General features: G+C 58.6%; 37 protein-coding genes. All 37 read right to left on the bottom strand.

Translation table 11 applies throughout. The annotated features are described in order from the left end of the window. Positions 1-375: 375 nt before the first annotated feature. The 37 genes from ACWHXP_RS19720 to ACWHXP_RS19900 all read right to left on the bottom strand — a co-directional run bounded on the left by ACWHXP_RS19720 (position 376) and on the right by ACWHXP_RS19900 (position 24,152). Positions 376-1,014: a peroxiredoxin gene (locus tag ACWHXP_RS19720; RefSeq protein ID WP_006464905.1), complete on the bottom strand. Its 639-nt coding sequence runs from the start codon at positions 1,012-1,014 to the stop codon at positions 376-378. A 110-nt stretch (positions 1,015-1,124) separates the two neighbouring features. Further along, the gene (dsbD, locus tag ACWHXP_RS19725; RefSeq protein ID WP_489624358.1) at positions 1,125-2,915 is read right to left on the bottom strand and encodes a protein-disulfide reductase DsbD; all 1,791 of its coding nucleotides are present in this window, start codon (positions 2,913-2,915) and stop codon (positions 1,125-1,127) included. 33 nt (positions 2,916-2,948) lie between these two features. Continuing rightward, a complete protein-coding gene (cutA, locus tag ACWHXP_RS19730; protein WP_489624357.1) occupies positions 2,949-3,296 on the bottom strand; it encodes a divalent-cation tolerance protein CutA in 348 nt (115 codons plus the stop codon). A 149-nt stretch (positions 3,297-3,445) separates the two neighbouring features. After that, on the bottom strand, positions 3,446-3,841 hold the full coding sequence (rplQ, locus tag ACWHXP_RS19735) for a 50S ribosomal protein L17 (RefSeq protein WP_008334167.1): 396 nt from the start codon (positions 3,839-3,841) through the stop codon (positions 3,446-3,448). 187 nt (positions 3,842-4,028) lie between these two features. Then, positions 4,029-5,006, bottom strand: coding sequence for a DNA-directed RNA polymerase subunit alpha (locus tag ACWHXP_RS19740; protein ID WP_006464909.1), 978 nt, complete (start codon positions 5,004-5,006; stop codon positions 4,029-4,031). A 106-nt stretch (positions 5,007-5,112) separates the two neighbouring features. Next, entirely contained in the window at positions 5,113-5,736 is a 624-nt protein-coding gene (gene rpsD, locus ACWHXP_RS19745; protein ID WP_008334157.1) for a 30S ribosomal protein S4, read from the bottom strand. 162 nt (positions 5,737-5,898) lie between these two features. Beyond that, positions 5,899-6,303 (bottom strand): 30S ribosomal protein S11, encoded by a 405-nt coding sequence (rpsK, locus tag ACWHXP_RS19750; protein ID WP_006464911.1) that lies wholly within the window; start codon positions 6,301-6,303, stop codon positions 5,899-5,901. Positions 6,304-6,345: 42 nt separating this feature from the next. Continuing rightward, positions 6,346-6,711 (bottom strand): 30S ribosomal protein S13, encoded by a 366-nt coding sequence (gene rpsM, locus ACWHXP_RS19755; RefSeq protein ID WP_006464912.1) that lies wholly within the window; start codon positions 6,709-6,711, stop codon positions 6,346-6,348. Positions 6,712-6,739: 28 nt separating this feature from the next. Then, positions 6,740-6,853 carry a 50S ribosomal protein L36 gene (rpmJ, locus tag ACWHXP_RS19760; RefSeq protein ID WP_013232189.1) on the bottom strand — a complete coding sequence of 38 codons (114 nt, stop codon included), beginning with the start codon at positions 6,851-6,853 and terminating at the stop codon, positions 6,740-6,742. 30 nt (positions 6,854-6,883) lie between these two features. After that, positions 6,884-7,102, bottom strand: a complete 219-nt coding sequence (gene infA, locus ACWHXP_RS19765) for a translation initiation factor IF-1 (RefSeq protein ID WP_005663428.1) — start codon at positions 7,100-7,102, stop codon at positions 6,884-6,886. A 32-nt stretch (positions 7,103-7,134) separates the two neighbouring features. After that, positions 7,135-8,466 carry a preprotein translocase subunit SecY gene (secY, locus tag ACWHXP_RS19770; protein ID WP_013232188.1) on the bottom strand — a complete coding sequence of 444 codons (1,332 nt, stop codon included), beginning with the start codon at positions 8,464-8,466 and terminating at the stop codon, positions 7,135-7,137. Between the two features lie 19 nt (positions 8,467-8,485). Next, the gene (rplO, locus tag ACWHXP_RS19775; protein ID WP_008334147.1) at positions 8,486-8,920 is read right to left on the bottom strand and encodes a 50S ribosomal protein L15; all 435 of its coding nucleotides are present in this window, start codon (positions 8,918-8,920) and stop codon (positions 8,486-8,488) included. A gap of 26 nt (positions 8,921-8,946) precedes the next feature. Beyond that, a complete protein-coding gene (gene rpmD, locus ACWHXP_RS19780; protein ID WP_006464916.1) occupies positions 8,947-9,126 on the bottom strand; it encodes a 50S ribosomal protein L30 in 180 nt (59 codons plus the stop codon). Between the two features lie 10 nt (positions 9,127-9,136). Continuing rightward, positions 9,137-9,655 (bottom strand): 30S ribosomal protein S5, encoded by a 519-nt coding sequence (gene rpsE / locus ACWHXP_RS19785; RefSeq protein WP_006464917.1) that lies wholly within the window; start codon positions 9,653-9,655, stop codon positions 9,137-9,139. A 12-nt stretch (positions 9,656-9,667) separates the two neighbouring features. Beyond that, positions 9,668-10,030 carry a 50S ribosomal protein L18 gene (gene rplR, locus ACWHXP_RS19790; protein ID WP_008334143.1) on the bottom strand — a complete coding sequence of 121 codons (363 nt, stop codon included), beginning with the start codon at positions 10,028-10,030 and terminating at the stop codon, positions 9,668-9,670. A 12-nt stretch (positions 10,031-10,042) separates the two neighbouring features. Then, positions 10,043-10,576, bottom strand: a complete 534-nt coding sequence (gene rplF, locus ACWHXP_RS19795) for a 50S ribosomal protein L6 (RefSeq protein WP_008334141.1) — start codon at positions 10,574-10,576, stop codon at positions 10,043-10,045. 10 nt (positions 10,577-10,586) lie between these two features. Next, positions 10,587-10,982, bottom strand: coding sequence for a 30S ribosomal protein S8 (rpsH, locus tag ACWHXP_RS19800; protein WP_006464920.1), 396 nt, complete (start codon positions 10,980-10,982; stop codon positions 10,587-10,589). Positions 10,983-10,996: 14 nt separating this feature from the next. After that, positions 10,997-11,302: a 30S ribosomal protein S14 gene (rpsN, locus tag ACWHXP_RS19805; RefSeq protein ID WP_008334139.1), complete on the bottom strand. Its 306-nt coding sequence runs from the start codon at positions 11,300-11,302 to the stop codon at positions 10,997-10,999. 7 nt (positions 11,303-11,309) lie between these two features. Then, on the bottom strand, positions 11,310-11,849 hold the full coding sequence (gene rplE / locus ACWHXP_RS19810; RefSeq protein ID WP_006464922.1) for a 50S ribosomal protein L5: 540 nt from the start codon (positions 11,847-11,849) through the stop codon (positions 11,310-11,312). Positions 11,850-11,854: 5 nt separating this feature from the next. Next, the gene (gene rplX, locus ACWHXP_RS19815; protein WP_034339785.1) at positions 11,855-12,169 is read right to left on the bottom strand and encodes a 50S ribosomal protein L24; all 315 of its coding nucleotides are present in this window, start codon (positions 12,167-12,169) and stop codon (positions 11,855-11,857) included. A gap of 9 nt (positions 12,170-12,178) precedes the next feature. Then, entirely contained in the window at positions 12,179-12,547 is a 369-nt protein-coding gene (gene rplN, locus ACWHXP_RS19820) for a 50S ribosomal protein L14 (protein ID WP_006464924.1), read from the bottom strand. A gap of 196 nt (positions 12,548-12,743) precedes the next feature. Further along, positions 12,744-13,016, bottom strand: coding sequence for a 30S ribosomal protein S17 (gene rpsQ, locus ACWHXP_RS19825; RefSeq protein WP_034333526.1), 273 nt, complete (start codon positions 13,014-13,016; stop codon positions 12,744-12,746). Next, a complete protein-coding gene (gene rpmC / locus ACWHXP_RS19830) occupies positions 13,013-13,207 on the bottom strand; it encodes a 50S ribosomal protein L29 (protein WP_006464926.1) in 195 nt (64 codons plus the stop codon). Before rpmC ends, rpsQ begins: the two co-directional genes overlap by 4 nt. A gap of 13 nt (positions 13,208-13,220) precedes the next feature. Beyond that, positions 13,221-13,640 carry a 50S ribosomal protein L16 gene (gene rplP, locus ACWHXP_RS19835; RefSeq protein ID WP_008334136.1) on the bottom strand — a complete coding sequence of 140 codons (420 nt, stop codon included), beginning with the start codon at positions 13,638-13,640 and terminating at the stop codon, positions 13,221-13,223. A gap of 2 nt (positions 13,641-13,642) precedes the next feature. Continuing rightward, positions 13,643-14,461, bottom strand: coding sequence for a 30S ribosomal protein S3 (rpsC, locus tag ACWHXP_RS19840; RefSeq protein WP_008334135.1), 819 nt, complete (start codon positions 14,459-14,461; stop codon positions 13,643-13,645). Positions 14,462-14,470: 9 nt separating this feature from the next. Beyond that, a complete protein-coding gene (rplV, locus tag ACWHXP_RS19845; RefSeq protein WP_008334132.1) occupies positions 14,471-14,803 on the bottom strand; it encodes a 50S ribosomal protein L22 in 333 nt (110 codons plus the stop codon). A gap of 6 nt (positions 14,804-14,809) precedes the next feature. Further along, positions 14,810-15,085 carry a 30S ribosomal protein S19 gene (rpsS, locus tag ACWHXP_RS19850; RefSeq protein ID WP_006464930.1) on the bottom strand — a complete coding sequence of 92 codons (276 nt, stop codon included), beginning with the start codon at positions 15,083-15,085 and terminating at the stop codon, positions 14,810-14,812. 10 nt (positions 15,086-15,095) lie between these two features. After that, positions 15,096-15,923 (bottom strand): 50S ribosomal protein L2, encoded by an 828-nt coding sequence (gene rplB, locus ACWHXP_RS19855; protein WP_006464931.1) that lies wholly within the window; start codon positions 15,921-15,923, stop codon positions 15,096-15,098. Beyond that, positions 15,923-16,240: a 50S ribosomal protein L23 gene (gene rplW, locus ACWHXP_RS19860; protein ID WP_006464932.1), complete on the bottom strand. Its 318-nt coding sequence runs from the start codon at positions 16,238-16,240 to the stop codon at positions 15,923-15,925. Before rplW ends, rplB begins: the two co-directional genes overlap by 1 nt. After that, positions 16,237-16,857, bottom strand: a complete 621-nt coding sequence (gene rplD / locus ACWHXP_RS19865) for a 50S ribosomal protein L4 (RefSeq protein WP_006464933.1) — start codon at positions 16,855-16,857, stop codon at positions 16,237-16,239. Before rplD ends, rplW begins: the two co-directional genes overlap by 4 nt. Before the next feature lie 2 nt (positions 16,858-16,859). Continuing rightward, positions 16,860-17,528, bottom strand: coding sequence for a 50S ribosomal protein L3 (gene rplC / locus ACWHXP_RS19870; RefSeq protein ID WP_013232185.1), 669 nt, complete (start codon positions 17,526-17,528; stop codon positions 16,860-16,862). Between the two features lie 151 nt (positions 17,529-17,679). Continuing rightward, positions 17,680-17,997 carry a 30S ribosomal protein S10 gene (gene rpsJ / locus ACWHXP_RS19875; protein ID WP_006464935.1) on the bottom strand — a complete coding sequence of 106 codons (318 nt, stop codon included), beginning with the start codon at positions 17,995-17,997 and terminating at the stop codon, positions 17,680-17,682. Between the two features lie 99 nt (positions 17,998-18,096). Then, positions 18,097-19,287 (bottom strand): elongation factor Tu, encoded by a 1,191-nt coding sequence (gene tuf, locus ACWHXP_RS19880; RefSeq protein ID WP_008334097.1) that lies wholly within the window; start codon positions 19,285-19,287, stop codon positions 18,097-18,099. A 109-nt stretch (positions 19,288-19,396) separates the two neighbouring features. After that, entirely contained in the window at positions 19,397-21,502 is a 2,106-nt protein-coding gene (gene fusA / locus ACWHXP_RS19885; RefSeq protein ID WP_013232184.1) for an elongation factor G, read from the bottom strand. Positions 21,503-21,628: 126 nt separating this feature from the next. Further along, the gene (gene rpsG / locus ACWHXP_RS19890) at positions 21,629-22,099 is read right to left on the bottom strand and encodes a 30S ribosomal protein S7 (RefSeq protein ID WP_006465489.1); all 471 of its coding nucleotides are present in this window, start codon (positions 22,097-22,099) and stop codon (positions 21,629-21,631) included. A gap of 158 nt (positions 22,100-22,257) precedes the next feature. Next, a complete protein-coding gene (rpsL, locus tag ACWHXP_RS19895) occupies positions 22,258-22,641 on the bottom strand; it encodes a 30S ribosomal protein S12 (RefSeq protein WP_006465490.1) in 384 nt (127 codons plus the stop codon). Between the two features lie 353 nt (positions 22,642-22,994). Further along, positions 22,995-24,152, bottom strand: coding sequence for a hemin-degrading factor (locus tag ACWHXP_RS19900; RefSeq protein ID WP_489635228.1), 1,158 nt, complete (start codon positions 24,150-24,152; stop codon positions 22,995-22,997). Positions 24,153-24,160 lie beyond the last annotated feature (8 nt).

A 24,160-nucleotide genomic window follows, 5' to 3' on the forward strand; every position in this document is an offset into this window, starting at 1 on the left:
AAGCGCCATCGTTTTTGCCAGCGCCGACTCCCGCGTCAGCGTTTGCAGTCGTGCCGACTGCACAGCAAATGGACCTGCATCCCATACCGTCTCCAAGTTGGCGAAACGGCATACGTTATCAACATCATTTGCGCTCGATAAGGCTCAGGACAGCAGGCGGAGCCGAAACGGTGAAAAGGTCTACGGTCCTCGAAAAACCTTCTAGAAATCGTTCTATCAAGTCTTCGCCAGAACGCTTGGCTATTGCACCTTCGGCCAGCTACGTGCGATTCCTCTGCGCATAAAAAAACCCCGTGTTCGCAAACACGGGGTTCTTCAGGCCTCATCCGAAAGCGCTCCTTCAGAAGCGCTTTCGGACCGTACAGCGGACCAGGCTTACTTGTTCGGCTGCGGCGTAATGCGCAGGTACGGACGCGGCGACTTGTAGCCCTTCGGATACTTCTGCTTGATGACTTCCTCATCCTTGACAGACAACGGGATGATGACGTCGTCGCCATCCTTCCAGTTGCCCGGGGTGGCCACGGTGTAACCGTCGGTCAGTTGCAGCGCATCGATGACGCGCAGCACCTCGTCGAAGTTGCGGCCGGTGCTCATCGGGTAGGTGATGATAAGGCGAACCTTCTTCTTCGGGTCAATCACGAAGAGCGAACGCACGGTCGCCGTTTCGGACTGGTTCGGATGGATCATGTCGTACAGGCCCGCGACCTTCTTGTCGACGTCGGCCACGATCGGGAAGCCGACCACGGTCTGCTGGGTTTCCTCGATGTCCTTGATCCACTGGTTGTGGGCCTCGGCACCATCCACGGACAGCGCGATGGCCTTGACGTTGCGCTTGTCGAATTCGGGCTTGAGCTTGGCCGTCAGGCCCAGCTCGGTGGTGCAGACCGGCGTGAAGTCGGCCGGGTGCGAGAACAGCACGACCCAGGAGTCACCCGCCCAGTCGTGGAATTTGATCTTGCCGATCGAGGATTCTTGCTCGAAATCCGGTGCGGTATCGCCCAGGCGCAGCGTCATGGTGGTCTCCTTGGTGGACAGAATGAAAACAGAAGGCTGACTATAACGCGAGGCCAGCCTCAGGCCAACGACTATAAAGTGCTTTTCAAATTACCTTGCGACATGTGGAACTACAGATGTTGCAGCGTAGAGATGAACCGGTCGGCATCCTGATAACCGATCACGCGGCGCTGTGCCAGTTCCCGGCCATCGGCATCGAAAAACATGATGCCGGGCGGACCGAAGAGATTGAAGCGCTTCAACATGGCGCGGTCGTCGGCATTGTTGGCGGTCACGTCGATCTGCAGCAGCAGCATCTGGCCGAAACGTTCCTTCACACGCGCATCGGAGAAGGTGAAGCGTTCCATTTCCTTGCAGGAAACGCACCAGTCGGCATAGAAATCCAGCATGACCGGGCGGCGCTCGCCAGCGGCGTTTTCCTTCAGGGCCGCATCCAGCTCAGCGCTGGAGCGGATGCGCACGAAGTCGGTGGGCTGCGCGGCGGCTGACTGGCCGCGCAGATGCGAGAGCGGCGCCAGCGGATCGCGCCCGCCGGTGGCCACGCTGATCAGTTGCAGCAAGCCCAGCGTGACCACCACCAGGCCCAGTGCCCGGGATATCCATCCAGCCGGACGCGTCCAGAGCAGGAAAGCGCCATAGCCGATGCCCAGCGCCGCCCAGCCAGCCACCTGCAGCCACGCAGGGATCACCGGCGACACCATCCACAAGGCCGTGCCCAGCATCAATACGCCAAAGAAGCGCTTGACCGCATCCATCCAGGCGCCGGCGCGCGGCAGCAGGGCACCGGCCGAGGCGCCGACCAGCAGCAGCGGCACGCTCATGCCCAGTGCCATGGAAAACAGGGCGCTACCGCCCAGTACCACGTTGCCGGTCTGGCTGATGTACAGCAAGGCCCCGGCCAGGGGCGCTGCCACGCAGGGACCAACGATCAGCGCCGAAATCGCGCCCATCAGGAAGACACCGACCCATTTGCCACTGCCTCCACCGGAGGCTGTGGATAATCTGGATTGCATCGAGGCGGGGACTTGCAGAGTGTAGAGGTCGAACATCGACAATGCGAGGCCGGCCATCAGCAAGGCAAACGCGCCCAGCACCCAAGGGTTCTGCAGATAAGCAGACAAGCCCTCTCCCAGCATGCCGGCGGCTACGCCCAATGCCGTGTAGACCAGGGCCATGCCCAGCGAATAATCGACCGACAGCAGGAAGCTGCGCCCGCGTCCGCCGCCGGCGCTCGGCTGCTGTCCGACGATGATGGAGGACAGGATGGGCAGCATCGGCAGCACGCAGGGCGTAAAGGACAGCCCGATGCCCAGCAGGAAGAACAGCGAGAGGATGCTCCACAGCTTGCCGCCCTTGAGCACGGCGGCAATACCATCGATATCGCTGCCGCCCGTGCTGGGCGCATCCGCATTGACGCCCGCCGGAGTGACGTTCTTGCCAATATCCTGGGCCGACATCGCCAACTTCAAGGTCATCGGTGGATAACACAAGCCCTTGTCGGCACAGCCTTGCGATACTGCCGAAATGACAAAATCCTTCACTGCGCCGCTGACCGGAATCCGGGCAGTCACCGACTGATGGAAGGTTTCAACTTCCTTCTGGAAGTTTTCGTCATACTTGCGTTTACCCGCCGGGAATTGCGGCTCGCCCAGCGTCGCGCCTTCGGCGCTGAAGTGGAAGCGGTCGCGATACATGTAGTAGCCATCTGCAATCCGATAGCTCAGCTCCAGCGTCTGGGCGTCGACCATGCGGCCGGTGAGCTGGAAGGCCTGTTCAGGCGGCAGGTAATCCTCAGCCGCCTTGGCAGCCTTGGCCACCAGCAGGCCGAGCAGGGCCAGCAGCGCCAATACGATCAGCAGGGGATATCTTGTCAGGCGCGTGCGCCGGTTGATGCGGTTCAACGGTGTTCCTCGTTCGAAAGGAGTGCTCTGAGCTTATACGCGCAAGGGACGGACGGTCTCATCCTGCATCCAGGCCAGATACGCGGGCAGACCCGCCGTGATGGGCAGGGCGATGATCTCGGGCACGTCGTAGGGATGGAGTTGGACAATCGCCTGCTCCAGTTCCTGATAGCGCGCCTGGGTCGTCTTGATCAACAAAGGGATCTCGGTATCGCGCTGGATCTTGCCCTGCCAGCGATAGACCGACTGCACAGGCGACAGAATGTTGACGCAGGCGGCCAGACCTTGTTCCACGAGCGTATTGGACAAGCGTTCAGCCAAGGCCTGGTCGGGCAGGTTGGCCAGTACCAGCAAAGGCTGGTTCAACAGCGATGCGGACATGAAAGGACTCCTTGCAGAGTCCGTATTCAACCACATCCGGAGGCCAGGCGTGACGGCGCACATCAGCCGGATGAAAGAAAATGCAGCCGCGCAAAACAAAAAAGCCAGGCAGAGCCTGGCTTTTTCTTTGTGAAGCAACGTCCGGTGAATTATTCAGCGGTCGGTGCGTCAGCAGCGTCGGTGACTTCCGGACGATCGACCAGCTCAACGAAGGCCATCGGTGCGTTGTCGCCTTGGCGGAAGCCCATCTTCAGGATGCGCAGGTAGCCGCCGTTACGGGCAGCGTAGCGCGGGCCCAGTTCGGAGAACAGCTTGCCGACGATTTCGCGATCGCGCAGGCGGTTGAAGGCCAGGCGCTTGTTGGCCAGGGTGTCGGTCTTGCCCAGGGTCAGGATCGGCTCGACGACGCGGCGCAGTTCCTTGGCCTTCGGCAGGGTGGTCTTGATGGCTTCATGACGCAGCAGCGAGACAGTCATGTTGCGCAGCATGGCCAGACGGTGGGACGAAGTACGATTCAGTTTGCGGAGACCGTGACGGTGACGCATGGTAATTTCCTTTCAGGTTACAGTTTTGATCCAGTTCTTCTATCGGCAGGCCAGCTGGGCTGTCCTGACCGCGGACCGGTAAATATCGGATAAAAGTTCTTTGCTACGGATACGACGAATACTTCAGGTACGGCCTCAAGCCAGAATGGCGGTGCGGCTCGCACCGCAGCCCGCCAGTTGACGTGAATTACTTTTCCAGACCAGCCGGCGGCCAGTTTTCCAGCTTCATGCCCAGGGTCAGGCCACGCGAAGCCAGGACTTCCTTGATTTCGTTCAGCGACTTGCGACCCAGGTTCGGGGTCTTCAGCAGTTCGTTTTCGCTGCGCTGGATCAGGTCGCCGATGTAGTAGATGTTCTCGGCCTTCAGGCAGTTTGCCGAACGGACGGTCAGTTCCAGGTCGTCGACCGGACGCAGCAGGATAGGATCGACCTGCGGTGCGCGCGACGGTGCTTCTGCAGTCGCTTCGGTGCCTTCCAGAGCAGCGAACACGTTCAGTTGATCAACCAGCACGCGGGCCGATTGGCGGATCGCTTCTTCCGGGGTGATGACGCCGTTGGTCTCGATGTTCATGACCAGCTTGTCCAGATCGGTACGCTGTTCCACACGAGCGGATTCGACGGCGTAAGACACGCGGCGAACCGGCGAGAACGACGCATCCAGAATGATGCGGCCAATGGTCTTGTTGGTGTCTTCGGACAGGCGACGCACGTTGCCCGGCACGTAGCCACGGCCTTTCTCGACCTTGATCTGCATGTCCAGCTTGCCGCCACCGGTCAGGTTGGCGATGACGTGATCCGGGTTGATCAGTTCGACGTCGTGCGGCAGATCGATATCGGAAGCCAGGACGGCGCCTTCGCCTTCCTTCTTCAGGGTCAGGGTGACTTCGTCACGGTTGTGCAGCTTGAAGACCACGCCCTTCAGGTTCAGCAGAATGTCGACGACGTCTTCCTGCACACCGTCCAGCGAGGAGTACTCGTGCACGACGCCAGCGATGGTGACTTCGGTGGGAGCATAACCGCTCATGGTCGACAGCAAGACGCGACGCAGCGCGTTGCCCAGGGTGTGACCGTAACCACGCTCGAACGGCTCCATCACGACCTTTGCGTGACCGGGGGCCAGGGTTTCCACTTCGATGATGCGGGGCTTCAACAAACTGTTTTGCATGAATTGTCCTTTTCAATACCCTCGGCTCGTTACACCGATAAGGCTGATGGCAGTTCGGAAAAATGCCCACCATGAGGTGGGCACAGGGGTACGGCGGTACTACGAATTAACGCGAGTACAGTTCGACGATCAGCGATTCGTTGACGTCGGCAGCGATTTCGCTACGGTCCGGCGAGGACTTGAAGGTGCCTTCCAGCTTCTTCGAATCCACGGAAACCCACTGCGGGAAACCGTTCGACTCGGCCAGCGACAGGGCTTCGGCGATACGCACTTGCTTCTTGGCCTTTTCACGGATGGCGATGACGTCGCCAGCCTTGACGGAGTACGAAGCGATGTTCACGACTTGACCGTTCACGGTCAGGGCCTTGTGGGACACCAGCTGACGCGCTTCAGCGCGGGTCGAGCCGAAGCCCATGCGGTAGACGACGTTGTCCAGGCGCGATTCCAGCAGCTTCAGCAGGGTTTCGCCGGTGTTGCCCTTGCGGCGGTCGGCTTCAGCGAAGTAGCGGCGGAACTGGCGCTCGAGGACGCCGTACATGCGCTTGACCTTCTGCTTTTCACGCAGCTGGTTGCCGTAGTCGGAGGTGCGGGCGCCCGAAGTGCGGCCGTGCTGACCCGGCTTGGAATCCAGCTTGCACTTGGAATCCAGCGAGCGGCGTGCGCTCTTGAGGAACAGGTCGGTGCCTTCGCGGCGGGAGAGTTTTGCTTTCGGTCCGATATAACGTGCCACGGTATTTCCTTTATCAATGACGTCCCATGTTGCCGGACGCTAGTCTGACCTGCATGCGGCCAGACAGTGGTCTTAAGAACAAAACCCGCCAAGGTGATTGGCGGGTGATTTGCCTGCGCTTTTGCCTGACGAACAGGCGAAAGCGCAAGATTATACTACAACTTAGATGCGACGGCGCTTCGGCGGACGGCAGCCGTTGTGCGGGACCGGAGTCACGTCCTGGATCTGGGTGATCTTGATGCCCAGGTTGTTCAGAGCGCGCACTGCGGATTCACGGCCCGGGCCGGGGCCCTTGATACGCACTTCCAGGTTCTTGATGCCGCATTCGATGGCAACCTTGCCGGCGCTTTCAGCGGCGACCTGGGCTGCGAACGGAGTCGACTTGCGCGAACCCTTGAAGCCAGCACCACCCGAAGTTGCCCACGACAGAGCGTTGCCCTGACGGTCGGTGATCGTGATGATGGTGTTGTTGAACGAAGCGTGAACGTGCGCGATGCCTTCAGCAACGTTCTTCTTGACTTTCTTACGAACACGCGATGCTGCTGCGTTGTTGGGGGACTTTGCCATAATTTCTTCCTTGAATCCGACCAGTGCTTGCGCCTGCCGGGATTATTTCTTCAGCGATTGAGCGGCCTTGCGCGGACCCTTGCGAGTACGGGCGTTGGTGCGGGTGCGTTGACCACGAACCGGCAGGCCACGACGGTGACGCAGACCGCGGTAGCAACCCAGGTCCATCAAACGCTTGATGTTCATGGACAACTCACGGCGCAGATCGCCTTCCACGACGAACTTGGCGATTTCGTCACGCAGCTTTTCCAGCTCGTTATCGTCCAGGTCCTTGACCTTCTTGTTGGTCGGAACGCCGGTAGCAGCGCAAATGTCTTGTGCGCGCGGACGGCCAATACCATAGATGGCGGTCAGGCCGATTACGGTGTGCTGATGGTTGGGGATGTTGACCCCTGCAATACGTGCCATTCGTTATTCCTCGATCAATAACGTTAAGTTAACCCTGGCGCTGCTTATGGCGAGGTTCGGTGCAGATCACACGAACGATACCATTGCGCTTGATGATTTTGCAGTTGCGGCAGATCCGCTTGACTGATGCGAGCACTTTCATTGTGGCCCTCTTTCTTTCAATGTTTCACTGTTACTTGGTTCGGAACACGATACGTGCCCGGCTCAAATCGTAAGGCGTCAGTTCCACCGTTACCTTATCGCCGGGCAGGATACGGATGTAATTCATGCGCATCTTGCCGGAAATATGGCCGAGTACAACGTGACCGTTTTCCAACTTAACCCTGAATGTCGCGTTGGGCAGATTTTCAAGAATCTCGCCCTGCATCTGAATAACGTCGTCTTTTGCCATTCCGTGTCTTCTTCCCTGGAGCATGAGCCCGCTTATCGCGGTGTCATGCCACCCTTGAAATTAGCTTTGCGGAGCAACGATTCATACTGCTGAGACATCACATAGTTCTGCACTTGGGCCATGAAATCCATCGTCACGACCACAATGATCAGCAGCGATGTGCCACCGAAGTAGAACGGTACCTTCCAGCGTGCGATCAGGAACTCTGGCAGCAGGCACACCAAGGTGATGTACACGGCGCCGGCCAAGGTCAGGCGCATCAAGATCTTGTCGATATAACGCGCTGTCTGGTCACCCGGACGGATACCCGGAACAAAAGCACCACTCTTCTTCAGGTTGTCTGCCGTTTCCTTGCTGTTGAACACCAGTGCGGTGTAGAAGAAGCAGAAGAAGACGATAGCCACCGCATACAGCAAGGCATGGATCGGTTCGCCTGGAGCCATCGATGCCGCCAGATCCTTCAGGAAACGAATGAAGGGATTCGACGTATCACCGGAGGTGAACCAGCTGGTGATCGTGGCCGGGAACAGAATGATCGACGATGCAAAGATCGGCGGAATCACGCCAGCCATGTTCAGCTTCAGCGGCAAGTGGCTGCTCTGGCCACCGTAGATCTTGTTGCCGACCTGACGCTTCGCATAGTTCACCAGGATCTTGCGCTGGCCACGTTCGATGAAGACCACCAGGAACGTCACCAGAGCCACGATCACGCAGATCAGGATTGCCGACAGGGCGTTCATCGAACCGGTACGGACCAGCTCGAACAAGCCACCCAGAGCATTCGGCAGACCTGCCGCAATACCAGCGAAGATGATGATCGAGATGCCATTGCCCAGACCACGTTCAGTGATCTGTTCACCCAGCCACATCAGGAACATCGTACCGGTAATCAAGGTCACCACCGTGGTCAGACGGAAGGCCAGACCCGGATCCAGCACCAGGCCGGCTTGCGATTCCAGCGCCACCGCGATGCCCAGCGCCTGGAAGGTCGCCAGCACCAGGGTGCCGTAACGGGTGTACTGCGTGATCTTGCGACGACCGGCTTCACCCTCTTTCTTCAATGCTTCCAGCTGCGGCGAAACCACCGACAGCAGCTGCATGATGATCGATGCCGAGATATACGGCATGATCCCCAGTGCGAAGATCGTGAAGCGCGACAGGGCACCACCGGAGAACATGTTGAACATGCCCAGAATGCCGCCCTGATTCTGCTTGAACAGCTGCGCCAACTGCGTCGGATCAATACCCGGAACCGGGATATGTGCACCGATGCGATAAACGATCAACGCCCCCAGCAGGAACCACAAACGACCCCAGGGGAATCCTTTTGCGGCACCTTTTGCTAATTGAGGAGTAGTTGCCAATTAATGCTCCGGGACCGGATCACTCAGCGATGGAACCACCGGCAGCTTCGATAGCGGCCTTGGCACCAGCGGTTGCGATCAGACCCTTGACGGTTACCTTCTTGGTCAGTTCGCCAGCCTTGATGATACGCACGACACGAGCCAGTTCCGACACGAGGCCGGCTTGCTTCAGTGCCAGCACGTCGATCTCGGCGACGGGCAGCTTTTCCAGGTCGGACAGGCGCACTTCAGCCTTGTAAGGCGTTGCCAGCGACTTGAAACCGCGCTTGGGCAGACGACGTTGCAGGGGCATCTGGCCGCCTTCAAAGCCGACCTTGTGGAAACCGCCCGAACGCGACTTCTGACCCTTGTGGCCGCGACCAGCGGTCTTGCCCAGGCCAGAGCCGATACCACGACCGACGCGACGCTTAGCGTGCTTGGCGCCGTCTGCGGGTTGGATAGTGTTTAATTGCATGATTCGCTCCGTTCGCAAGCCGCGGCTTACGACACAACTTTCACAAGATAGGACACTTTGTTGATCATGCCGCGCACCGACGGGGTGTCTTCCAGTTCGGACACCGAGTTGACACGACGCAGACCCAGACCGCGCACGGTAGCGCGGTGGTCCTGACGAGTACCGATCAGACCCTTGACCAGTTTGACTTTGATTGTGTTAGCCATCTCGATCACCTTAGCCCAGGATTTCTTCGACCGACTTGCCGCGCTTGGCAGCAATTTCAGCCGGAGTGTTCATCTTCGACAGACCGTCCAGGGTGGCACGGACCATGTTGTAGGGGTTGGTCGAACCAGTCGACTTGGCCACCACGTTGGTCACGCCCATCACCTCGAAGATCGCGCGCATCGGACCACCGGCGATGACGCCAGTACCGTCCTTGGCCGGCGAGATCATCACCGACGAAGCGCCGTGCTTGCCGATGACGGTGTGTTGCACGGTACCGTTCTTCAGGGTCACCTTGATCAGCTTGCGACGAGCTTCTTCCATCGCCTTCTGCACGGCAACGGGCACTTCCTTCGACTTGCCCTTGCCCATGCCGATACGGCCATCGCCGTCACCGACCACTGCCAGCGCTGCGAAACCCATGATGCGGCCGCCCTTCACCACCTTGGTGACGCGGTTGACCGCGATCATTTTTTCGCGCATGCCGTCATCTGGCTTGTCGCTTTGCGTTTTCGATTGCATTTTTGCCATGATCGATAATCCTTAGAACTTCAGGCCGGCTTCACGCGCAGCCTCAGCCAGCGCCTTGACGCGACCGTGATAACGGAAACCGGAGCGGTCGAATGCGACTTCAGTCACACCGGCCTTCAGAGCCTTCTCCGCCACGCGCTTGCCGATCAGGGCAGCAGCAGCAGCATTGCCGCCCTTGCCGGTCTGACCTGCCAGCTGGGCGCGGACTTCTGCTTCCAGGGTGGAAGCGGAAGCCAGCACGTTGGCGTCGGGGCCGATGACGCTGGCGTAGATGTGCGTGTTGGTACGGTGCACAGCCAGACGATTCACCTTCAGTTCTGCGATCTTGGCGCGAGTCTGAGTCGCACGGCGCAGGCGAGATTGTTTCTTGTCCATCGTCAACCCCTATTACTTCTTCTTGGTTTCTTTGAGCGTCACCACTTCGTCAGCGTAGCGCACACCCTTGCCCTTGTAGGGTTCGGGTTCGCGGTACGCGCGAATTTCAGCGGCGACCTGGCCAACCACCTGGCGATCGATACCCTTGATCAGGATTTCGGTCTGGGTCGGGGTCTCAACCTTGATGCCGGCGGGCATCTGGTGAACGATGGGGTGCGAGAAGCCCAGCGACAGGTTCAGCTTGTCGCCTTGTGCTTGTGCACGGAAACCCACGCCAACCAGGTTCAGCTTCTTTTCGAAGCCCTTGGTGACGCCGTTGACCATGTTGTTGACCAGAGCACGCAGGGTGCCCGACATCGCGTTGGCTTCGCGGCTGTCATCAGCCACTTCGAAGCTCAGCGAGCCATTGTTGTTGACCACCTTGACCTTCTTGGTCAGCGGTTGGGTCAAGGAGCCCAGCGGGCCCTTGACGGTGATTTGCTCTGCAGTGATGGTCGCTTCCGCGCCATTCGGCAGTGCAACAGGCATTTTACCTACACGAGACATCTTGCACTCCTTAGGCCACGTAGCAAATCACTTCGCCACCGACACCGGTTGCGCGTGCTTTGCGATCAGTCATCACGCCGCGCGGCGTGGACACGATTGCCACACCCAGGCCATTCATGACGTTGGGGATATCGTCCTTGCCCTTGTAGATGCGCAGACCCGGACGGGACACGCGCTCCAGGCGCTCGATGACCGGACGGCCAGCGTAATACTTCAAACCGATTTTCAATTCAGCCTTGCCATCAGCGGCAACCACGGCGAAATCTTCGATATAGCCCTCGTCCTTGAGGACGTTGGCAATGGCGACCTTCACTTTGGAAGACGGCATGACGACGGTAGTCTTGTTCACGCCTTGCGCATTGCGGATACGGGTCAGCATATCGGCGATAGGATCGCTCATACTCATTGCTTCTTCTCCTATTACCAGCTAGCTTTGGTCAAACCCGGGATTTCGCCGCGCATGGCGATTTCACGGACCTTGATACGGCCCAATCCGAACTTGCGGAAAGTACCACGGGGACGGCCAGTCAGCGCGCAACGGTTGCGCTGGCGGGTCGGAGCAGAGTTACGCGGCAGAGCCTGCAGCTTCAGGCGGGCTTCGTAACGCTCTTCTTCCGACTTCGATTGGTCGTCGATAATAGCCTTCAACTCGGCGCGCTTGGCAGCATACTTCTTCACCATTTCTGCGCGCTTCTGTTCACGGTTAATCAGTGCCAGTTTTGCCATGGCATCCTCAGTTTCTGAACGGGAATTTAAATGCGGCGAGAAGCGCCTTCGCTTCGTCGTCGGTCTTTGCAGTCGTGGTGATGCTGATGTTCATGCCACGCAGTGCATCGATCTTGTCGTACTCAATTTCGGGGAAGATGATCTGCTCTTTCACACCGATGTTGTAGTTGCCACGACCATCGAACGCACGACCGGACACGCCACGGAAGTCACGCACGCGCGGCAGGGCCACGGTGATCAGACGATCCAGGAACTCGTACATGCGGGCGCCACGCAGGGTCACCATGCAACCGATCGGGTAGCCTTCGCGGATCTTGAAACCTGCGATAGCCTTGCGAGCCTTGGTCACCACCGGCTTCTGGCCAGCGATCTTGGTCAGATCGCCAACGGCGTGCTCGATGATCTTCTTGTCCGCAACTGCTTCGGACAGACCCATGTTCAGGGTGATCTTCAGGATGCGCGGAACTTCCATCACCGACTTGTACGAATACTTCGTAGTCAGATCGGCGACGACCTTATCTTTATAAAACTGTTGAAGACGTGCCATGATGTTTAAACCTTAACGACTTCGCCGTTGGACTTGTAAGCGCGGACCTTCTTGCCGTCCACTTCCTTGTAAGCCACACGATCTGCCTTGCCGGTCGCAGCGTTGAACAACGCGACGTTCGACACATGAATTGGCATCAGCTTATCGACGATGCCGCCAGTTGCACCCGTCATCGGGTTCGGACGGGTCGCCTTCTTTGCGACATTCACGCCTTCCACGATGACATAATCGGCGTCCACACGAGCAGTCACGACACCGCGCTTGCCCTTGTCTTTGCCGGTCAACACGATGACTTCATCGTTTTTACGAATCTTTGCCATGACTACTCCTTACAGAACTTCAGGCGCCAGGGAGACGATCTTCATGAAGCGCTCTGTACGCAGCTCACGAGTCACCGGCCCAAAGATACGGGTGCCGATGGGCTCCAGCTTGGCGTTCAGCAGGACGGCAGCATTACCATCGAACTTGACCAGCGAACCATCCTGACGACGCACGCCCTTGGCGGTGCGAACGACGACAGCGTTATAAATTTCACCCTTCTTGACGCGACCACGCGGTGCTGCGCTCTTGACAGTAACCTTGATCACATCGCCAATGCCCGCATAGCGGCGCTTGGAACCACCCAAGACCTTGATGCACAGAACTTCGCGCGCACCAGTGTTGTCGGCCACTTCGAGCCGGCTTTCAGTTTGAATCATGATATTTTCTTTCCCAACTTAATCCGCTTCGCAGGATGCGCTGGCGGTCAGTCTTGGTCCTGTTAGCAAGCGAACTCGCTAGTTAGGGGACGAATAGAGCTACTCTTGAGCCTCTCTTTGCAAACTTTACTTTGCAAAGAAAGAGCTCGATATTATGGCACCATAATATCGAGCACGCAAGTACTACCTTTGCTACTTAAACGATTTGTGCTTCCTGTACCACACGGGTCACAGTCCACGCCTTCGTCTTGGAGATCGGACGGCTTTCGGTGATTTCCACCACATCGCCGGCCTTCGCCGTGTTTTGCTCATCATGCGCGTGGTACTTCTTGGTGCGCTTGATGATCTTGCCGTACAGCGGGTGCTTCATTTGACGCTCGATTTCGACAGTGACGGTCTTATCCATCTTGTCCGACACAACTTTGCCAATCAGCGTGCGCTTGAGCGCTTGTTTCACTTGATCGTTCATTGTTGGCCATCCTTCGAGTTGATCACAGTTTTCACACGTGCGATGTCGCGACGTACCTTCTTCAGCTGTGCGGTATTGTTCAGTTGCTGGGTCGCAATTTGCATGCGCAGGCTGAACTGAGCTTTCAACAGCTCGCCCAGTTCCTTTTCCAGTCCTGCCTTGTCCTTACCGCGGAGTTCAGATGCTTTCATGTTCCGCTCCTAATTATTGACCGACTTGGCGAACAACGAAAGTCGTCGACAGCGGCAATTTGGCAGCAGCCAAACGGAACGCCTCGCGCGCCAGGGCTTCGTCCACACCGTCCATCTCGTACAGTACCTTACCCGGCTGGATTTCAGCCACGTAGTACTCCGGATTACCCTTGCCGTTACCCATACGCACTTCTGCGGGCTTCTGGGAAATTGGCTTGTCCGGGAAAACGCGGATCCAGATACGACCACCGCGCTTGATGTGACGGGTCATCGCACGACGAGCAGCTTCGATCTGACGGGCAGTGATACGGCCGCGGCCGGTTGCCTTCAGACCAAAATCGCCGAACGAGACGGCGGTTCCGCGGGTGTGCGAAATGCCGGTGTTACGACCTTTTTGTTCTTTACGATATTTTCTACGTGCTGGTTGCAGCATGATTATTCTCCTGCTTTCTCAGCCGATACACCGGCATCGGCAGCTTGAGGACGACCACCGCCACGCTTTGCACCGGCGCCAGGAGCACCAGTCTTGGAGCGGGGACGTGCACCCGGCTTGCCGTCGTCACGACGGGGACCACGACGCTTCTTGTCGTCTTCCAGTTCGCCAACCAGCACCGGCGATTCGCCGTTTGCCAGGCGGTCGCCCTTGTAGACCCACACCTTCACACCGATGATGCCGTAGGTGGTTTCAGCTTCGCCGAAGCCATAGTCGATATCGGCGCGCAGGGTGTGCAGAGGCACACGGCCTTCGCGGTACCATTCGGTACGTGCGATTTCGATGCCGTTCAGACGGCCCGACGACATGATCTTGATGCCTTGGGCGCCCAGACGCATGGCGTTCTGCATCGCACGCTTCATGGCGCGACGGAACATGATGCGCTTTTCCAGCTGCTGGCAGATCGAGTCAGCGATCAGCTGAGCATCGGCTTCCGGCTTGCGGATTTCTTCGATATTGACGTGCACGGGCACGCCCATGAGCTTGGCCAGTGCCGACTTCAGCACTTCGATGTCTTCCCCCTTCTTGCCAATCACAACGCCCGGACGGGAGCTGTAAATGGTGATGCGGGCGTTCTTGGCCGGACGCTCGATGACCACGCGGCCAACCGAAGCGTTCTTCAGCTTCTTCTTCAGGTAAGCGCGGACCTTCAGGTCCTCGTTGAGCATGTCGGCAAAGTTGTTGTTGCCTGCATACCAACGCGAGCCCCAGTTACGCGTAACCGCCAGACGGAAACCGGTTGGATGAATCTTCTGTCCCATCGTGACTCCTTAGTTTCCGACGGTCACGTAAATGTGACACGACTGCTTGGAAATACGATCACCACGGCCCTTAGCACGCGCCGTGAAGCGCTTGAGGACCGCACCCTTTTCCACATAAATGGTCTTGACTTTCAGCTCGTCAATGTCGGCACCATCGTTGTGTTCGGCGTTCGCGATAGCGGACTCCAGAACCTTCTTGATGATGACCGCGCCCTTCTTGGGGCTGAAGGCCAAGATATTCAGTGCCTGATCAACTTTTTTACCGCGGATCAGGTCTGCAACCAGGCGGCCTTTCTGGGCCGACAGGTGCACACCGCGCAGAGTAGCTTTAGTTTCCATCATAGGACCTTATTTCTTAGCCTTCTTATCGGCAGCGTGACCCTTGAAAGTACGGGTCAGCGCGAATTCGCCGAGCTTGTGACCAACCATGTTTTCCGACACATAGACCGGCACGTGTGCCTTGCCATTGTGCACGGCAATCGTCAGGCCGATGAAGTCCGGCATGATGGTCGAACGACGCGACCAGGTCTTGATCGGCTTCTTGTCCTTGGTAGCCTGGGCAGCCTCAACCTTTTTCACCAGGTGGGCGTCGCAGAAAGGACCTTTTTTCAATGAACGTGTCATGTTTTATCCTTTATTTCTTGCCGCGACGCGAGACAATCATCGAAGTCGTACGCTTGTTGCTACGAGTCTTCTTGCCCTTGGTCTGCTGGCCCCACGGGGAAACCGGGTGACGGCCAGCGGCGGTCTTGCCTTCACCACCACCGTGCGGGTGATCCACCGGGTTCATGACAACGCCACGAACGGTCGGACGCACACCGCGCCAACGGGTTGCACCGGCCTTACCGATCTTGCGCAGGTTGTGCTCGCCGTTACCGACTTCACCGATGGTGGCGCGGCATTCGATGTGAACGCGACGCACTTCACCGGAACGCAGACGAACCTGAGCGTAGGTGCCTTCGCGTGCCATCAGCACGACAGCGGCGCCAGCGGTACGGGCGATTTGCGCGCCCTTGCCCGGCAGCATTTCCACGCAGTGGATGGTGGTACCGACGGGGATGTTGCGGATCGGCAGAGTGTTGCCCGACTTGATCGGAGCTTCAGAACCGCTGATCAGCTGATCGCCAACCGACACGCCCTTGGGAGCGATGATGTACTTGCGCTCGCCGTCCGCGTAGCACAGCAGTGCGATGTGCGCGGTACGGTTCGGGTCGTATTCGATACGCTCAACCTTGGCAGGAATACCATCCTTGTTGCGACGGAAGTCGACAACACGGTAGTGCTGCTTGTGACCACCGCCGATGTGGCGGGTGGTGATGTGGCCGTTGTTGTTACGGCCGGCGGTCTTGGACTTCTTTTCGACCAGCGATGCCAGCGGACGGCCCTTGTACAGGTCGGGATTGACGACCTTGACCATGCCGCGCCGACCGGGCGAGGTCGGCTTCACTTTTACGAGTGCCATTATTTAGCCTCCTCGGTGAAGTTGATTTCTTGACCCGGCTTCAGGCTGACGAAAGCACGGCGGGTGTGGTTGCGGCGGCCCATACCGTTGCGCGAGCGCTTCTGCTTGCCCTGACGGTTGGCGACTTGCACCGATTCCACTTCCACCTTGAACAGCAGTTCGACGGCGGCCTTGACTTCCAGCTTGGTGGCGTCCTTGGCAACCAGGAAGACGACTTGCTCGTTCTTCTCGGCGACAAAGGTTGCCTTTTCGGAGATCACCGGTGCCAGCAGCACCTTCATCAGGCGCTCTTCGCTATGTTTCACGATTGCGTTCATGCCAGCAACTCCTCAATCTTTGCCAGAGCCGGCTTGGTGATCAAGACATTCTTGAAGTACACCAGCGACACGGGATCAGCTTGACGCGGCTCGACCACCAGCACGCCCGGCAGGTTGCGCGAGGCCAGCAGCAGCTTTTCGTCCAGGCTGTCGGTAATAACCAGCACCGATTCCATGCCCATGCCCTTCAACTTCTGGGCCAGCAGCTTGGTCTTCGGGGCTTCGACGGCGAACTCTTCGACGACCGACAGGCGGCCTTCACGTGCCAACTGGGACAGGATCGAGCAGACACCTGCGCGATACATCTTCTTGTTGACCTTGTGGGTGAAGTTTTCGTCAGGCGAGTTCGGGAAGATACGGCCACCACCGCGCCACAGAGGCGACGAGGACATACCGGCACGTGCACGGCCAGTACCCTTTTGACGCCAGGGCTTCTTGGTGGTGTGGCTGACTTCTTCACGATCCTTTTGCTTGCGGTTGCCGCTACGAGCGTTGGCTTGGTAGGCAACCACGACCTGGTGGATCAGGGCTTCGTTGTAGTCACGACCGAAAATGGTATCCGGTGCGGCGACGTTCGAAGCAGCTTGACCTTGGTCATTCAGGAGCTTCAGTTCCATTATTAAGCCCCCTTCTTCGCTTTGACTTTGACTGCCGGCGAAACGATCACTTGACCGTTCTTGGCGCCAGGAACGGCACCCTTGACCAGCAGCAACTGACGCTCTGCGTCCACACGGGCGATTTCCAGGTTCTGGACGGTGGTCTTGACATCACCCAGATGACCGGTCATGCGCTTGCCGGGGAACACGCGGCCCGGATCCTGCGCCATACCGATGGAGCCAGGAACGTTGTGCGAGCGGGAGTTACCGTGGGTCGCGCGACCCGACGAGAAGTTGTAACGCTTGATGGTACCGGCGTAGCCCTTACCGATCGACACGCCTTGCACGTCGACTTTCTGGCCAGCTTCAAACATGCCGATGCCAACGACGTCGCCAGCCTTCAGTTCGGCAGCCTTGGAAGCGTCAACACGGAATTCTTTGAGGACAGTACCTGCCTCGACGCCAGCTTTGGCGAAGTGGCCGGCGGCGGCTTTCACCACGCGCGAAGCGCGGCGTTGACCGAAGGTCACCTGAACAGCGGAATAACCATCCACTTCAGGCGTTTTGATTTGAGTCACGCGGTTGTTGGACACGTCCAGCACGGTCACAGGGATCGAATCCCCATCTTCCGTGAAGATGCGCATCATACCAACCTTGCGACCAACAAGGCCCAGGCTCATTGTTTTCTCCATTCCCGCCTGCGATTGGGCGGGGCTGATGTTCGTACTACCATAAATTATGGGCCTTGCAAACGCAAAACCCACATCGAAGCCGAGCATTATAGCCCGTAAAACAAAAGCGCACAACCGAGGTTGTGCGCTTTTCCAACACTATGCCAGCTGATTACTGCAGCTTGATTTCAACATCAACGCCAGCGGGCAGGTCCAGCTTCATCAATGCGTCAACCGTCTTGTCAGTCGGATCGACGATATCCATCAGGCGCTGATGGGTACGGATTTCGAACTGATCGCGGGAGGTCTTGTTGACGTGCGGCGAACGCAGAACGTCGAAGCGCTGGATGCGGGTCGGCAGGGGAACCGGGCCCTTGACGACAGCACCGGTACGCTTGGCGGTGTCAACGATTTCCAGTGCGGACTGGTCGATCAGACGATAGTCGAAAGCTTTCAGACGGATACGAATTTTTTGGCTAGGAACCGACATGATTTTCCTTTAAAGAACGAACCGGGGATGGGGATCATCCCCGGCGATGTTAAAAATGCGACTAGTGTTACTGGGGTACTGCTACTGCTGATCCGACGATCAGTCGAAGATCTTGGCAACCACGCCGGCGCCGACGGTACGGCCGCCTTCACGGATAGCGAAGCGCAGACCTTCTTCCATGGCGATCGGGTTGATCAGTTGCACGGTGATCGACACGTTGTCGCCCGGCATGACCATTTCCTTGTCCTTCGGCAGTTCGATCGCACCGGTCACGTCGGTGGTACGGAAGTAGAACTGCGGACGGTAGTTGTTGAAGAACGGGGTGTGACGGCCGCCTTCATCCTTCGACAGAACATAGATCTCGCCGGTGAAGTGCTTGTGCGGCTTGATCGAACCCGGCTTGGCCAGAACCTGGCCACGCTGCACGTCTTCACGCTTGGTGCCGCGCAGCAGCACGCCAACGTTGTCGCCAGCTTGACCCTGGTCCAGCAGCTTGCGGAACATTTCCACGCCGGTGCAGGTGGTCTTCTGGGTGTCAGCGATACCGACGATTTCGATTTCTTCGCCGACCTTGATGATGCCGCGCTCAACGCGACCGGTCACCACGGTGCCACGGCCGGAGATCGAGAACACGTCTTCCACCGGCATCAGGAAGGTACCGTCAACGGCACGTTCCGGGGTCGGGATGTAGGTGTCCAGGGCTTCGGCCAGGGCCATGATGGCTTGCTCGCCCAGGGGACCGGTGTCGCCTTCCAGCGCCAGCTTGGCCGAACCCTTCACGATGGGCAGGTCGTCGCCAGGGAACTCGTACTTCGACAGCAGTTCGCGGACTTCCATTTCCACCAGTTCCAGCAGTTCAGCGTCGTCCACCATGTCAGCCTTGTTCAGGAAGACGATGATGTAAGGCACGCCAACCTGACGCGACAGCAGGATGTGTTCGCGTGTCTGGGGCATCGGGCCGTCAGCGGCCGAGCACACCAGGATCGCGCCGTCCATCTGGGCTGCGCCGGTGATCATGTTCTTCACATAGTCGGCGTGGCCTGGGCAGTCAACGTGCGCGTAGTGGCGGTTTGCGGTTTCGTATTCGACGTGCGCGGTGTTGATGGTGATGCCGCGTGCCTTTTCTTCAGGCGCTGCGTCGATCTGGTCGTAGGCCTTCGCTTCGCCGCCGAACTTCTTCGACAGAACGGTTGCGATTGCAGCGGTCAGGGTGGTCTTGCCGTGGTCAACGTGACCGATGGTGCCGACGTTCACGTGCGGCTTGGTCCGTTCAAACTTGCCTTTTGCCATTTTAAATTTCCTTCAAAAGAACGATATGTTCGATGTTCAATATTCAATGTAAGGCTGGTGATCCAGCCAGCGATCCCCTCCACTCGGAAGGGATCGCCATTCCTGCAACTTACTTGGCCTTGGAAGTGACGATTGCGTCGATCACGTTCTTGGGCGCTTCGGAGTAGTGCTTGAATTCCATCGAGTAGGTTGCACGGCCTTGGGTAGCCGAACGCAGCGTGGTCGAGTAACCAAACATTTCCGACAGGGGCACTTCCGCCTTGATGATCTTGCCACCACCGCCGGCGATTTCATCCATGCCCTGGACCATGCCACGGCGGGAGGACAGGTCGCCCATCACGGTACCGGCGTAATCTTCCGGGGTTTCCACTTCGACAGCCATCATCGGTTCCAGGATGACGGGGCTGGCGCGGCGGCAACCTTCCTTGAAGGCCATCGAGCCGGCCATGCGGAAGGCGTTTTCGTTCGAGTCCACATCGTGGTACGAACCGAAGAACAGGGTGACCTTGACGTCAACGACAGGGTAACCCGCCAGCACGCCGGTGTTCAGGGTTTCACGCACGCCCTTTTCAACGGCCGGGATGAATTCGCGAGGAACGGTACCGCCCTTGATCGCGTCGACGAACTCGAAGCCCTTGCCGGCTTCTTGCGGCTCGATCTTCAGGACGACGTGACCGTACTGACCACGGCCACCCGACTGCTTGACGAACTTGCCTTCGGATTCTTCGCAGGTCTTGCGGATGGTTTCGCGGTAAGCCACTTGCGGCTTGCCAACGGTGGCTTCCACGTTGAATTCACGCTTCATGCGGTCAACGATGATGTCCAGGTGCAGCTCGCCCATACCGGCGATGATGGTCTGGCCCGATTCTTCGTCGGTACGCACGCGGAACGACGGATCTTCAGCAGCCAGGCGGTTCAGGGCCAGGCCCATCTTTTCCTGGTCGGCCTTGGTCTTGGGTTCCACAGCCTGCGAGATCACCGGCTCGGGGAAGACCATGCGCTCCAGCACGACCATTGCCTTGTCGTCACACAGGGTGTCACCGGTGGTGGTGTCCTTCAGGCCCACGACGGCGGCGATGTCACCGGCCATCATTTCCTTGATTTCTTCACGCTGGTTGGCGTGCATCTGAACGATACGGCCGATACGCTCCTTCTTCGACTTCACCGAGTTCAGCACGGTGTCGCCCGAGTTCAGGGTACCGGAGTAGCAGCGGATGAAGCACAGCTGGCCAACGAACGGGTCGGTAGCGATCTTGAAGGCCAGGGCGGAGAATTTCTCGTCGTCCTTGGCTTCGCGCACGACCGGCTCGTCGTCTTCGTTCAGGCCCGGAACCGGGGGAATGTCCACCGGCGACGGCAGGTATTCAACGACGCCGTCCAGCATCGCTTGCACGCCCTTGTTCTTGAAGGCGGTGCCGCACATCATCGGGACGATTTCGCCGGAGATGGTGCGTTGACGGATCGCGCCCTTGATTTCGGCTTCGGTCAGGTCGCCTTCTTCCAGGTACTTGTTCATCAGGTCTTCCGATGCTTCAGCAGCGGTTTCGACCAGGTTTTCACGCCACTTCTGCGCGTCAGCCTTCAGGTGCTCGGGGATGTCGCGGTAGTCGAACTTCATGCCCTGGGAAGCGTCGTCCCAGTAGATCGCACGCATCTTGACCAGGTCGATCACGCCTTCGAAGTTTTCTTCGGCGCCGATAGGCACTTGCATCGGGATCGGGTTGGCCTTCAGGCGAGCACGCATCTGCTCGTAGACCTTGAAGAAGTTGGCACCGGTACGGTCCATCTTGTTGACGAAGGCCAGACGCGGGACCTTGTACTTGTTGGCCTGACGCCACACGGTTTCCGACTGCGGCTGCACGCCGCCCACTGCACAGTAGACCATGCAGGCGCCGTCGAGCACGCGCATCGAACGTTCCACTTCGATGGTGAAGTCAACGTGACCCGGGGTATCGATGATGTTGATGTGGTGGGCCGGGAAGTTGTTCGCCATGCCCTTCCAGTAACAGGTGGTCGCTGCGGACGTGATGGTGATGCCGCGCTCTTGCTCCTGTTCCATCCAGTCCATGGTGGCGGCGCCGTCGTGCACTTCACCGATCTTGTGGTTCACACCGGTGTAGAACAGCACGCGCTCGGTCGTGGTGGTCTTGCCAGCATCGATGTGCGCGGAGATACCGATGTTGCGGTAGCGCTCAATGGGGGTCTTGCGAGCCATGATTTATTCCTAAGTCTTTAATGCACGAAACCGAGCGTCATTTTTTTCAAATAAACGCTCGGCTCGAACCAATTTAGATGCAGGCCTGGAAACACCCGGATAGGGTACGTCCCGGCCCAGTCTTGATTAGAAGCGGAAGTGCGAGAACGCCTTGTTCGCTTCTGCCATACGGTGCACTTCATCACGACGCTTCATGGCGCCACCACGGCCTTCGGCGGCTTCCATCAGTTCACCACCCAGGCGCTGCGGCATCGACTTTTCGCTGCGCTTGTTGGCGGCTTCACGCAGCCAGCGCATCGACAGGGCCATACGGCGCACCGGACGCACTTCAACGGGCACCTGGTAGTTGGCGCCACCGACGCGGCGGGACTTCACTTCCACCATCGGCTTGCAGTTGTTCAGGGCTGCAGAGAACACTTCCAGCGGGTCCTTGCCCGACTTGGTCTGGATGTAGTCGAAGGCACCGTAGATGATGTTTTCAGCGACGGACTTCTTGCCCGACAGCATCAGCACGTTCACAAACTTGGCGACTTCAACGTTGCCGAACTTCGGATCCGGCAGAATTTCCCGCTTGGGGACTTCACGACGACGTGGCATTTCGATTCCTTTCAATCTTCAGTTGAGTGGGCGAACCCTGCTTCAACTTCGCCTGCACTCGCGGAGAGCCATCATGGCTTCCACTTACTCGGCCCAACCTGGACCGACTCTGAGTCTGTTCACACGACGCGCGAAAGCGTCATGATAAACACCAATTATTACTTCTTCGCTGCCTTGGCGCGCTTGGCACCGTACTTCGAGCGAGCTTGCTTACGATCCTTGACGCCCTGGGTATCCAGTGCACCGCGAACCATGTGGTAACGCACACCCGGCAAGTCCTTCACACGGCCGCCGCGGATCAGCACGACGCTGTGTTCTTGCAGGTTGTGGCCTTCACCGCCGATGTACGAAATGACTTCGAAACCGTTGGTCAGGCGCACCTTGGCCACCTTACGCAGCGCCGAGTTCGGCTTCTTCGGGGTGGTGGTGTACACGCGGGTGCAGACACCGCGCTTTTGCGGGCTGTTTTCCAGCGCCGGCGACTTGCTCTTCACGATCGCGCGGACACGTGGTTTGCTAATCAGTTGATTGATGGTTGGCATCGTTTTAATCCAACAAAGTACAACATTGAAAACAGGTTCCGGAATCGGTTGCCCGGAACCACACAGGAAACTCTTGTGCGCAAGACAATGCGCAAATCGGATTTAAGACCGGAAGGGAGGGTAGCGTCGCAGAAGCGATGTTTCAGACCAAAGAACGCTTAAGCCCGGGAGAGCCTAAATTCGAGAACTCGCGAGTGTACGCCGGAATGTCTAGCGGGTCAACCCGAAGCGGGCTCCGGTGCCGATTTGACGCGGTTTATGGCCAATTCGCCACGGTTTACGGGTGGCGAATTGGCAATGTTTTCCGTTATGCAAGAGTTGTGTGCGGCTCTTCCATTGCCCGCGTGGCAAGATCAGCCGCGCGGCAGCGCCTCGACCATGTTGCGCCACTGCATCGTCTCGGGCTGGCCGCGGTCGCGGCGCGAGAAGAAGTTGACGATCTGCTTGCCCTGGGCGTCATAGAACTCCACCGAGGTGATCATGCCGTGATCGGTCGGACGACGCACCACCCAACCGTGATCCACCGCCTTGGCGCGCAGGTGCAGGTTGAAATCCGGATCGAGGACGTTGTACCAGTCCCCTGCCGCGGCAGTCTTGCCGATCAGGCCGCTATAGATCTGCGTCATGCCGCCATTGCTGACGAACACCATGATGGGCTGCTGGCGTTGCCTGGCGTCTTCCAGCAGCGCCTGGGCCGCCTGCGGCGCGATGCGCCAGGCGGAGTCGGGACCAATGAGCTGCAGTGCCTGTTCGCGGGTCAGCTTGAGCTCGCGCAGCAGGCGCGGGAATTGGTGCACGTCGGTCAACTCATGCCAGGACTGGCGCAGTTCGCGGATCGCCTCGGCACTGGGTGGCGCAGCCGGCTGGGTAGTCGCCGTCACCGGGCCGGGCTCGATGTTCAAGGCCGCCTGTTGATCGGGCAGCCTGAAGTCCGCTATCAGGCGATCGAATTGGGCCACGTGCTGCTCATTGTCCAGATAGACCTTGTGCACGGCATCACCCTGGCGGTCGAAGAACTGCAGGCTGCGGCTGGTCTTGCCATCCCGGCCCGCTTGCACCACCGCAAAGGCGCTGCCCCATTTGGCCGTGGCAAAACGCAGGTCAATGGGGCCGCCCGCGAAGCCGGTCCCGGGGATCACCCTGCCCTGCTCATCCCGCTTGACGGGCGTGACTTCGCCACTGCGCTCCAGCACGGCATCTTCGTTGCGCGTGATGGCCTTGATGCGGCCCAGCTCCGGCAGACGCTCGAACAGGGCCTCGATATCGGCCGGGTCCCCCTTGAGGCGCACAGCATTGCGGCCGACCTGGGTGGCCAGCAAGGCCGATTCTTTGACACCGAGTTCACGTGCAGCATCTCGGGTATGAAGTTTTGGCTGCGAACGCTGCAACTCTGCCCAGCGTTCGGACAAGGATGGCTGAGTCGCGCAGCCGGCAGCGGCCAAGGTCGCGGCCAGCAACACGGCCAGGGAGGTACGGCGCAATGCGGGGCGGGCGATGATGTGCTTGCTCATGGAATTCC

The sequence above is a fragment of the Herbaspirillum sp. Her2 genome (genome assembly GCF_057961375.1).

Excerpts from the sequence above, each read along its gene's own strand:
- ACWHXP_RS19720 (WP_006464905.1), bottom strand. The coding sequence starts at position 1,014 with ATGACGCTGCGCCTGGGCGATACCGCACCGGATTTCGAGCAAGAATCC.
- cutA (WP_489624357.1), bottom strand. The coding sequence starts at position 3,296 with ATGTCCGCATCGCTGTTGAACCAGCCTTTGCTGGTACTGGCCAACCTG.
- rplQ (WP_008334167.1), bottom strand. The coding sequence starts at position 3,841 with ATGCGTCACCGTCACGGTCTCCGCAAACTGAATCGTACTTCGTCCCAC.
- ACWHXP_RS19740 (WP_006464909.1), bottom strand. The coding sequence starts at position 5,006 with ATGCAAAACAGTTTGTTGAAGCCCCGCATCATCGAAGTGGAAACCCTG.
- rpsK (WP_006464911.1), bottom strand. The coding sequence starts at position 6,303 with ATGGCAAAGTCCCCCAACAACGCAGCAGCATCGCGTGTTCGTAAGAAA.
- rpsM (WP_006464912.1), bottom strand. The coding sequence starts at position 6,711 with ATGGCACGTATTGCAGGGGTCAACATCCCCAACCATCAGCACACCGTA.
- rpmJ (WP_013232189.1), bottom strand. The coding sequence starts at position 6,853 with ATGAAAGTGCTCGCATCAGTCAAGCGGATCTGCCGCAACTGCAAAATC.
- infA (WP_005663428.1), bottom strand. The coding sequence starts at position 7,102 with ATGGCAAAAGACGACGTTATTCAGATGCAGGGCGAGATTCTTGAAAAT.
- rplO (WP_008334147.1), bottom strand. The coding sequence starts at position 8,920 with ATGCAATTAAACACTATCCAACCCGCAGACGGCGCCAAGCACGCTAAG.
- rpmD (WP_006464916.1), bottom strand. The coding sequence starts at position 9,126 with ATGGCTAACACAATCAAAGTCAAACTGGTCAAGGGTCTGATCGGTACT.
- rpsE (WP_006464917.1), bottom strand. The coding sequence starts at position 9,655 with ATGGCAAAAATGCAATCGAAAACGCAAAGCGACAAGCCAGATGACGGC.
- rplR (WP_008334143.1), bottom strand. The coding sequence starts at position 10,030 with ATGGACAAGAAACAATCTCGCCTGCGCCGTGCGACTCAGACTCGCGCC.
- rplF (WP_008334141.1), bottom strand. The coding sequence starts at position 10,576 with ATGTCTCGTGTAGGTAAAATGCCTGTTGCACTGCCGAATGGCGCGGAA.
- rpsH (WP_006464920.1), bottom strand. The coding sequence starts at position 10,982 with ATGAGTATGAGCGATCCTATCGCCGATATGCTGACCCGTATCCGCAAT.
- rpsN (WP_008334139.1), bottom strand. The coding sequence starts at position 11,302 with ATGGCAAAACTGGCACTGATTAACCGTGAACAGAAGCGCGCAGAAATG.
- rplE (WP_006464922.1), bottom strand. The coding sequence starts at position 11,849 with ATGGCACGTCTTCAACAGTTTTATAAAGATAAGGTCGTCGCCGATCTG.
- rplX (WP_034339785.1), bottom strand. The coding sequence starts at position 12,169 with ATGGCAAAGATTCGTAAAAACGATGAAGTCATCGTGTTGACCGGCAAA.
- rplN (WP_006464924.1), bottom strand. The coding sequence starts at position 12,547 with ATGATTCAAACTGAAAGCCGGCTCGAAGTGGCCGACAACACTGGTGCG.
- rpsQ (WP_034333526.1), bottom strand. The coding sequence starts at position 13,016 with ATGAACGATCAAGTGAAACAAGCGCTCAAGCGCACGCTGATTGGCAAA.
- rpmC (WP_006464926.1), bottom strand. The coding sequence starts at position 13,207 with ATGAAAGCATCTGAACTCCGCGGTAAGGACAAGGCAGGACTGGAAAAG.
- rplP (WP_008334136.1), bottom strand. The coding sequence starts at position 13,640 with ATGCTGCAACCAGCACGTAGAAAATATCGTAAAGAACAAAAAGGTCGT.
- rpsC (WP_008334135.1), bottom strand. The coding sequence starts at position 14,461 with ATGGGACAGAAGATTCATCCAACCGGTTTCCGTCTGGCGGTTACGCGT.
- rplV (WP_008334132.1), bottom strand. The coding sequence starts at position 14,803 with ATGATGGAAACTAAAGCTACTCTGCGCGGTGTGCACCTGTCGGCCCAG.
- rpsS (WP_006464930.1), bottom strand. The coding sequence starts at position 15,085 with ATGACACGTTCATTGAAAAAAGGTCCTTTCTGCGACGCCCACCTGGTG.
- rplB (WP_006464931.1), bottom strand. The coding sequence starts at position 15,923 with ATGGCACTCGTAAAAGTGAAGCCGACCTCGCCCGGTCGGCGCGGCATG.
- rplW (WP_006464932.1), bottom strand. The coding sequence starts at position 16,240 with ATGAACGCAATCGTGAAACATAGCGAAGAGCGCCTGATGAAGGTGCTG.
- rplD (WP_006464933.1), bottom strand. The coding sequence starts at position 16,857 with ATGGAACTGAAGCTCCTGAATGACCAAGGTCAAGCTGCTTCGAACGTC.
- rplC (WP_013232185.1), bottom strand. The coding sequence starts at position 17,528 with ATGGAGAAAACAATGAGCCTGGGCCTTGTTGGTCGCAAGGTTGGTATG.
- rpsJ (WP_006464935.1), bottom strand. The coding sequence starts at position 17,997 with ATGTCGGTTCCTAGCCAAAAAATTCGTATCCGTCTGAAAGCTTTCGAC.
- tuf (WP_008334097.1), bottom strand. The coding sequence starts at position 19,287 with ATGGCAAAAGGCAAGTTTGAACGGACCAAGCCGCACGTGAACGTCGGC.
- fusA (WP_013232184.1), bottom strand. The coding sequence starts at position 21,502 with ATGGCTCGCAAGACCCCCATTGAGCGCTACCGCAACATCGGTATCTCC.
- rpsG (WP_006465489.1), bottom strand. The coding sequence starts at position 22,099 with ATGCCACGTCGTCGTGAAGTCCCCAAGCGGGAAATTCTGCCGGATCCG.
- rpsL (WP_006465490.1), bottom strand. The coding sequence starts at position 22,641 with ATGCCAACCATCAATCAACTGATTAGCAAACCACGTGTCCGCGCGATC.
- ACWHXP_RS19900 (WP_489635228.1), bottom strand. The coding sequence starts at position 24,152 with ATGAGCAAGCACATCATCGCCCGCCCCGCATTGCGCCGTACCTCCCTG.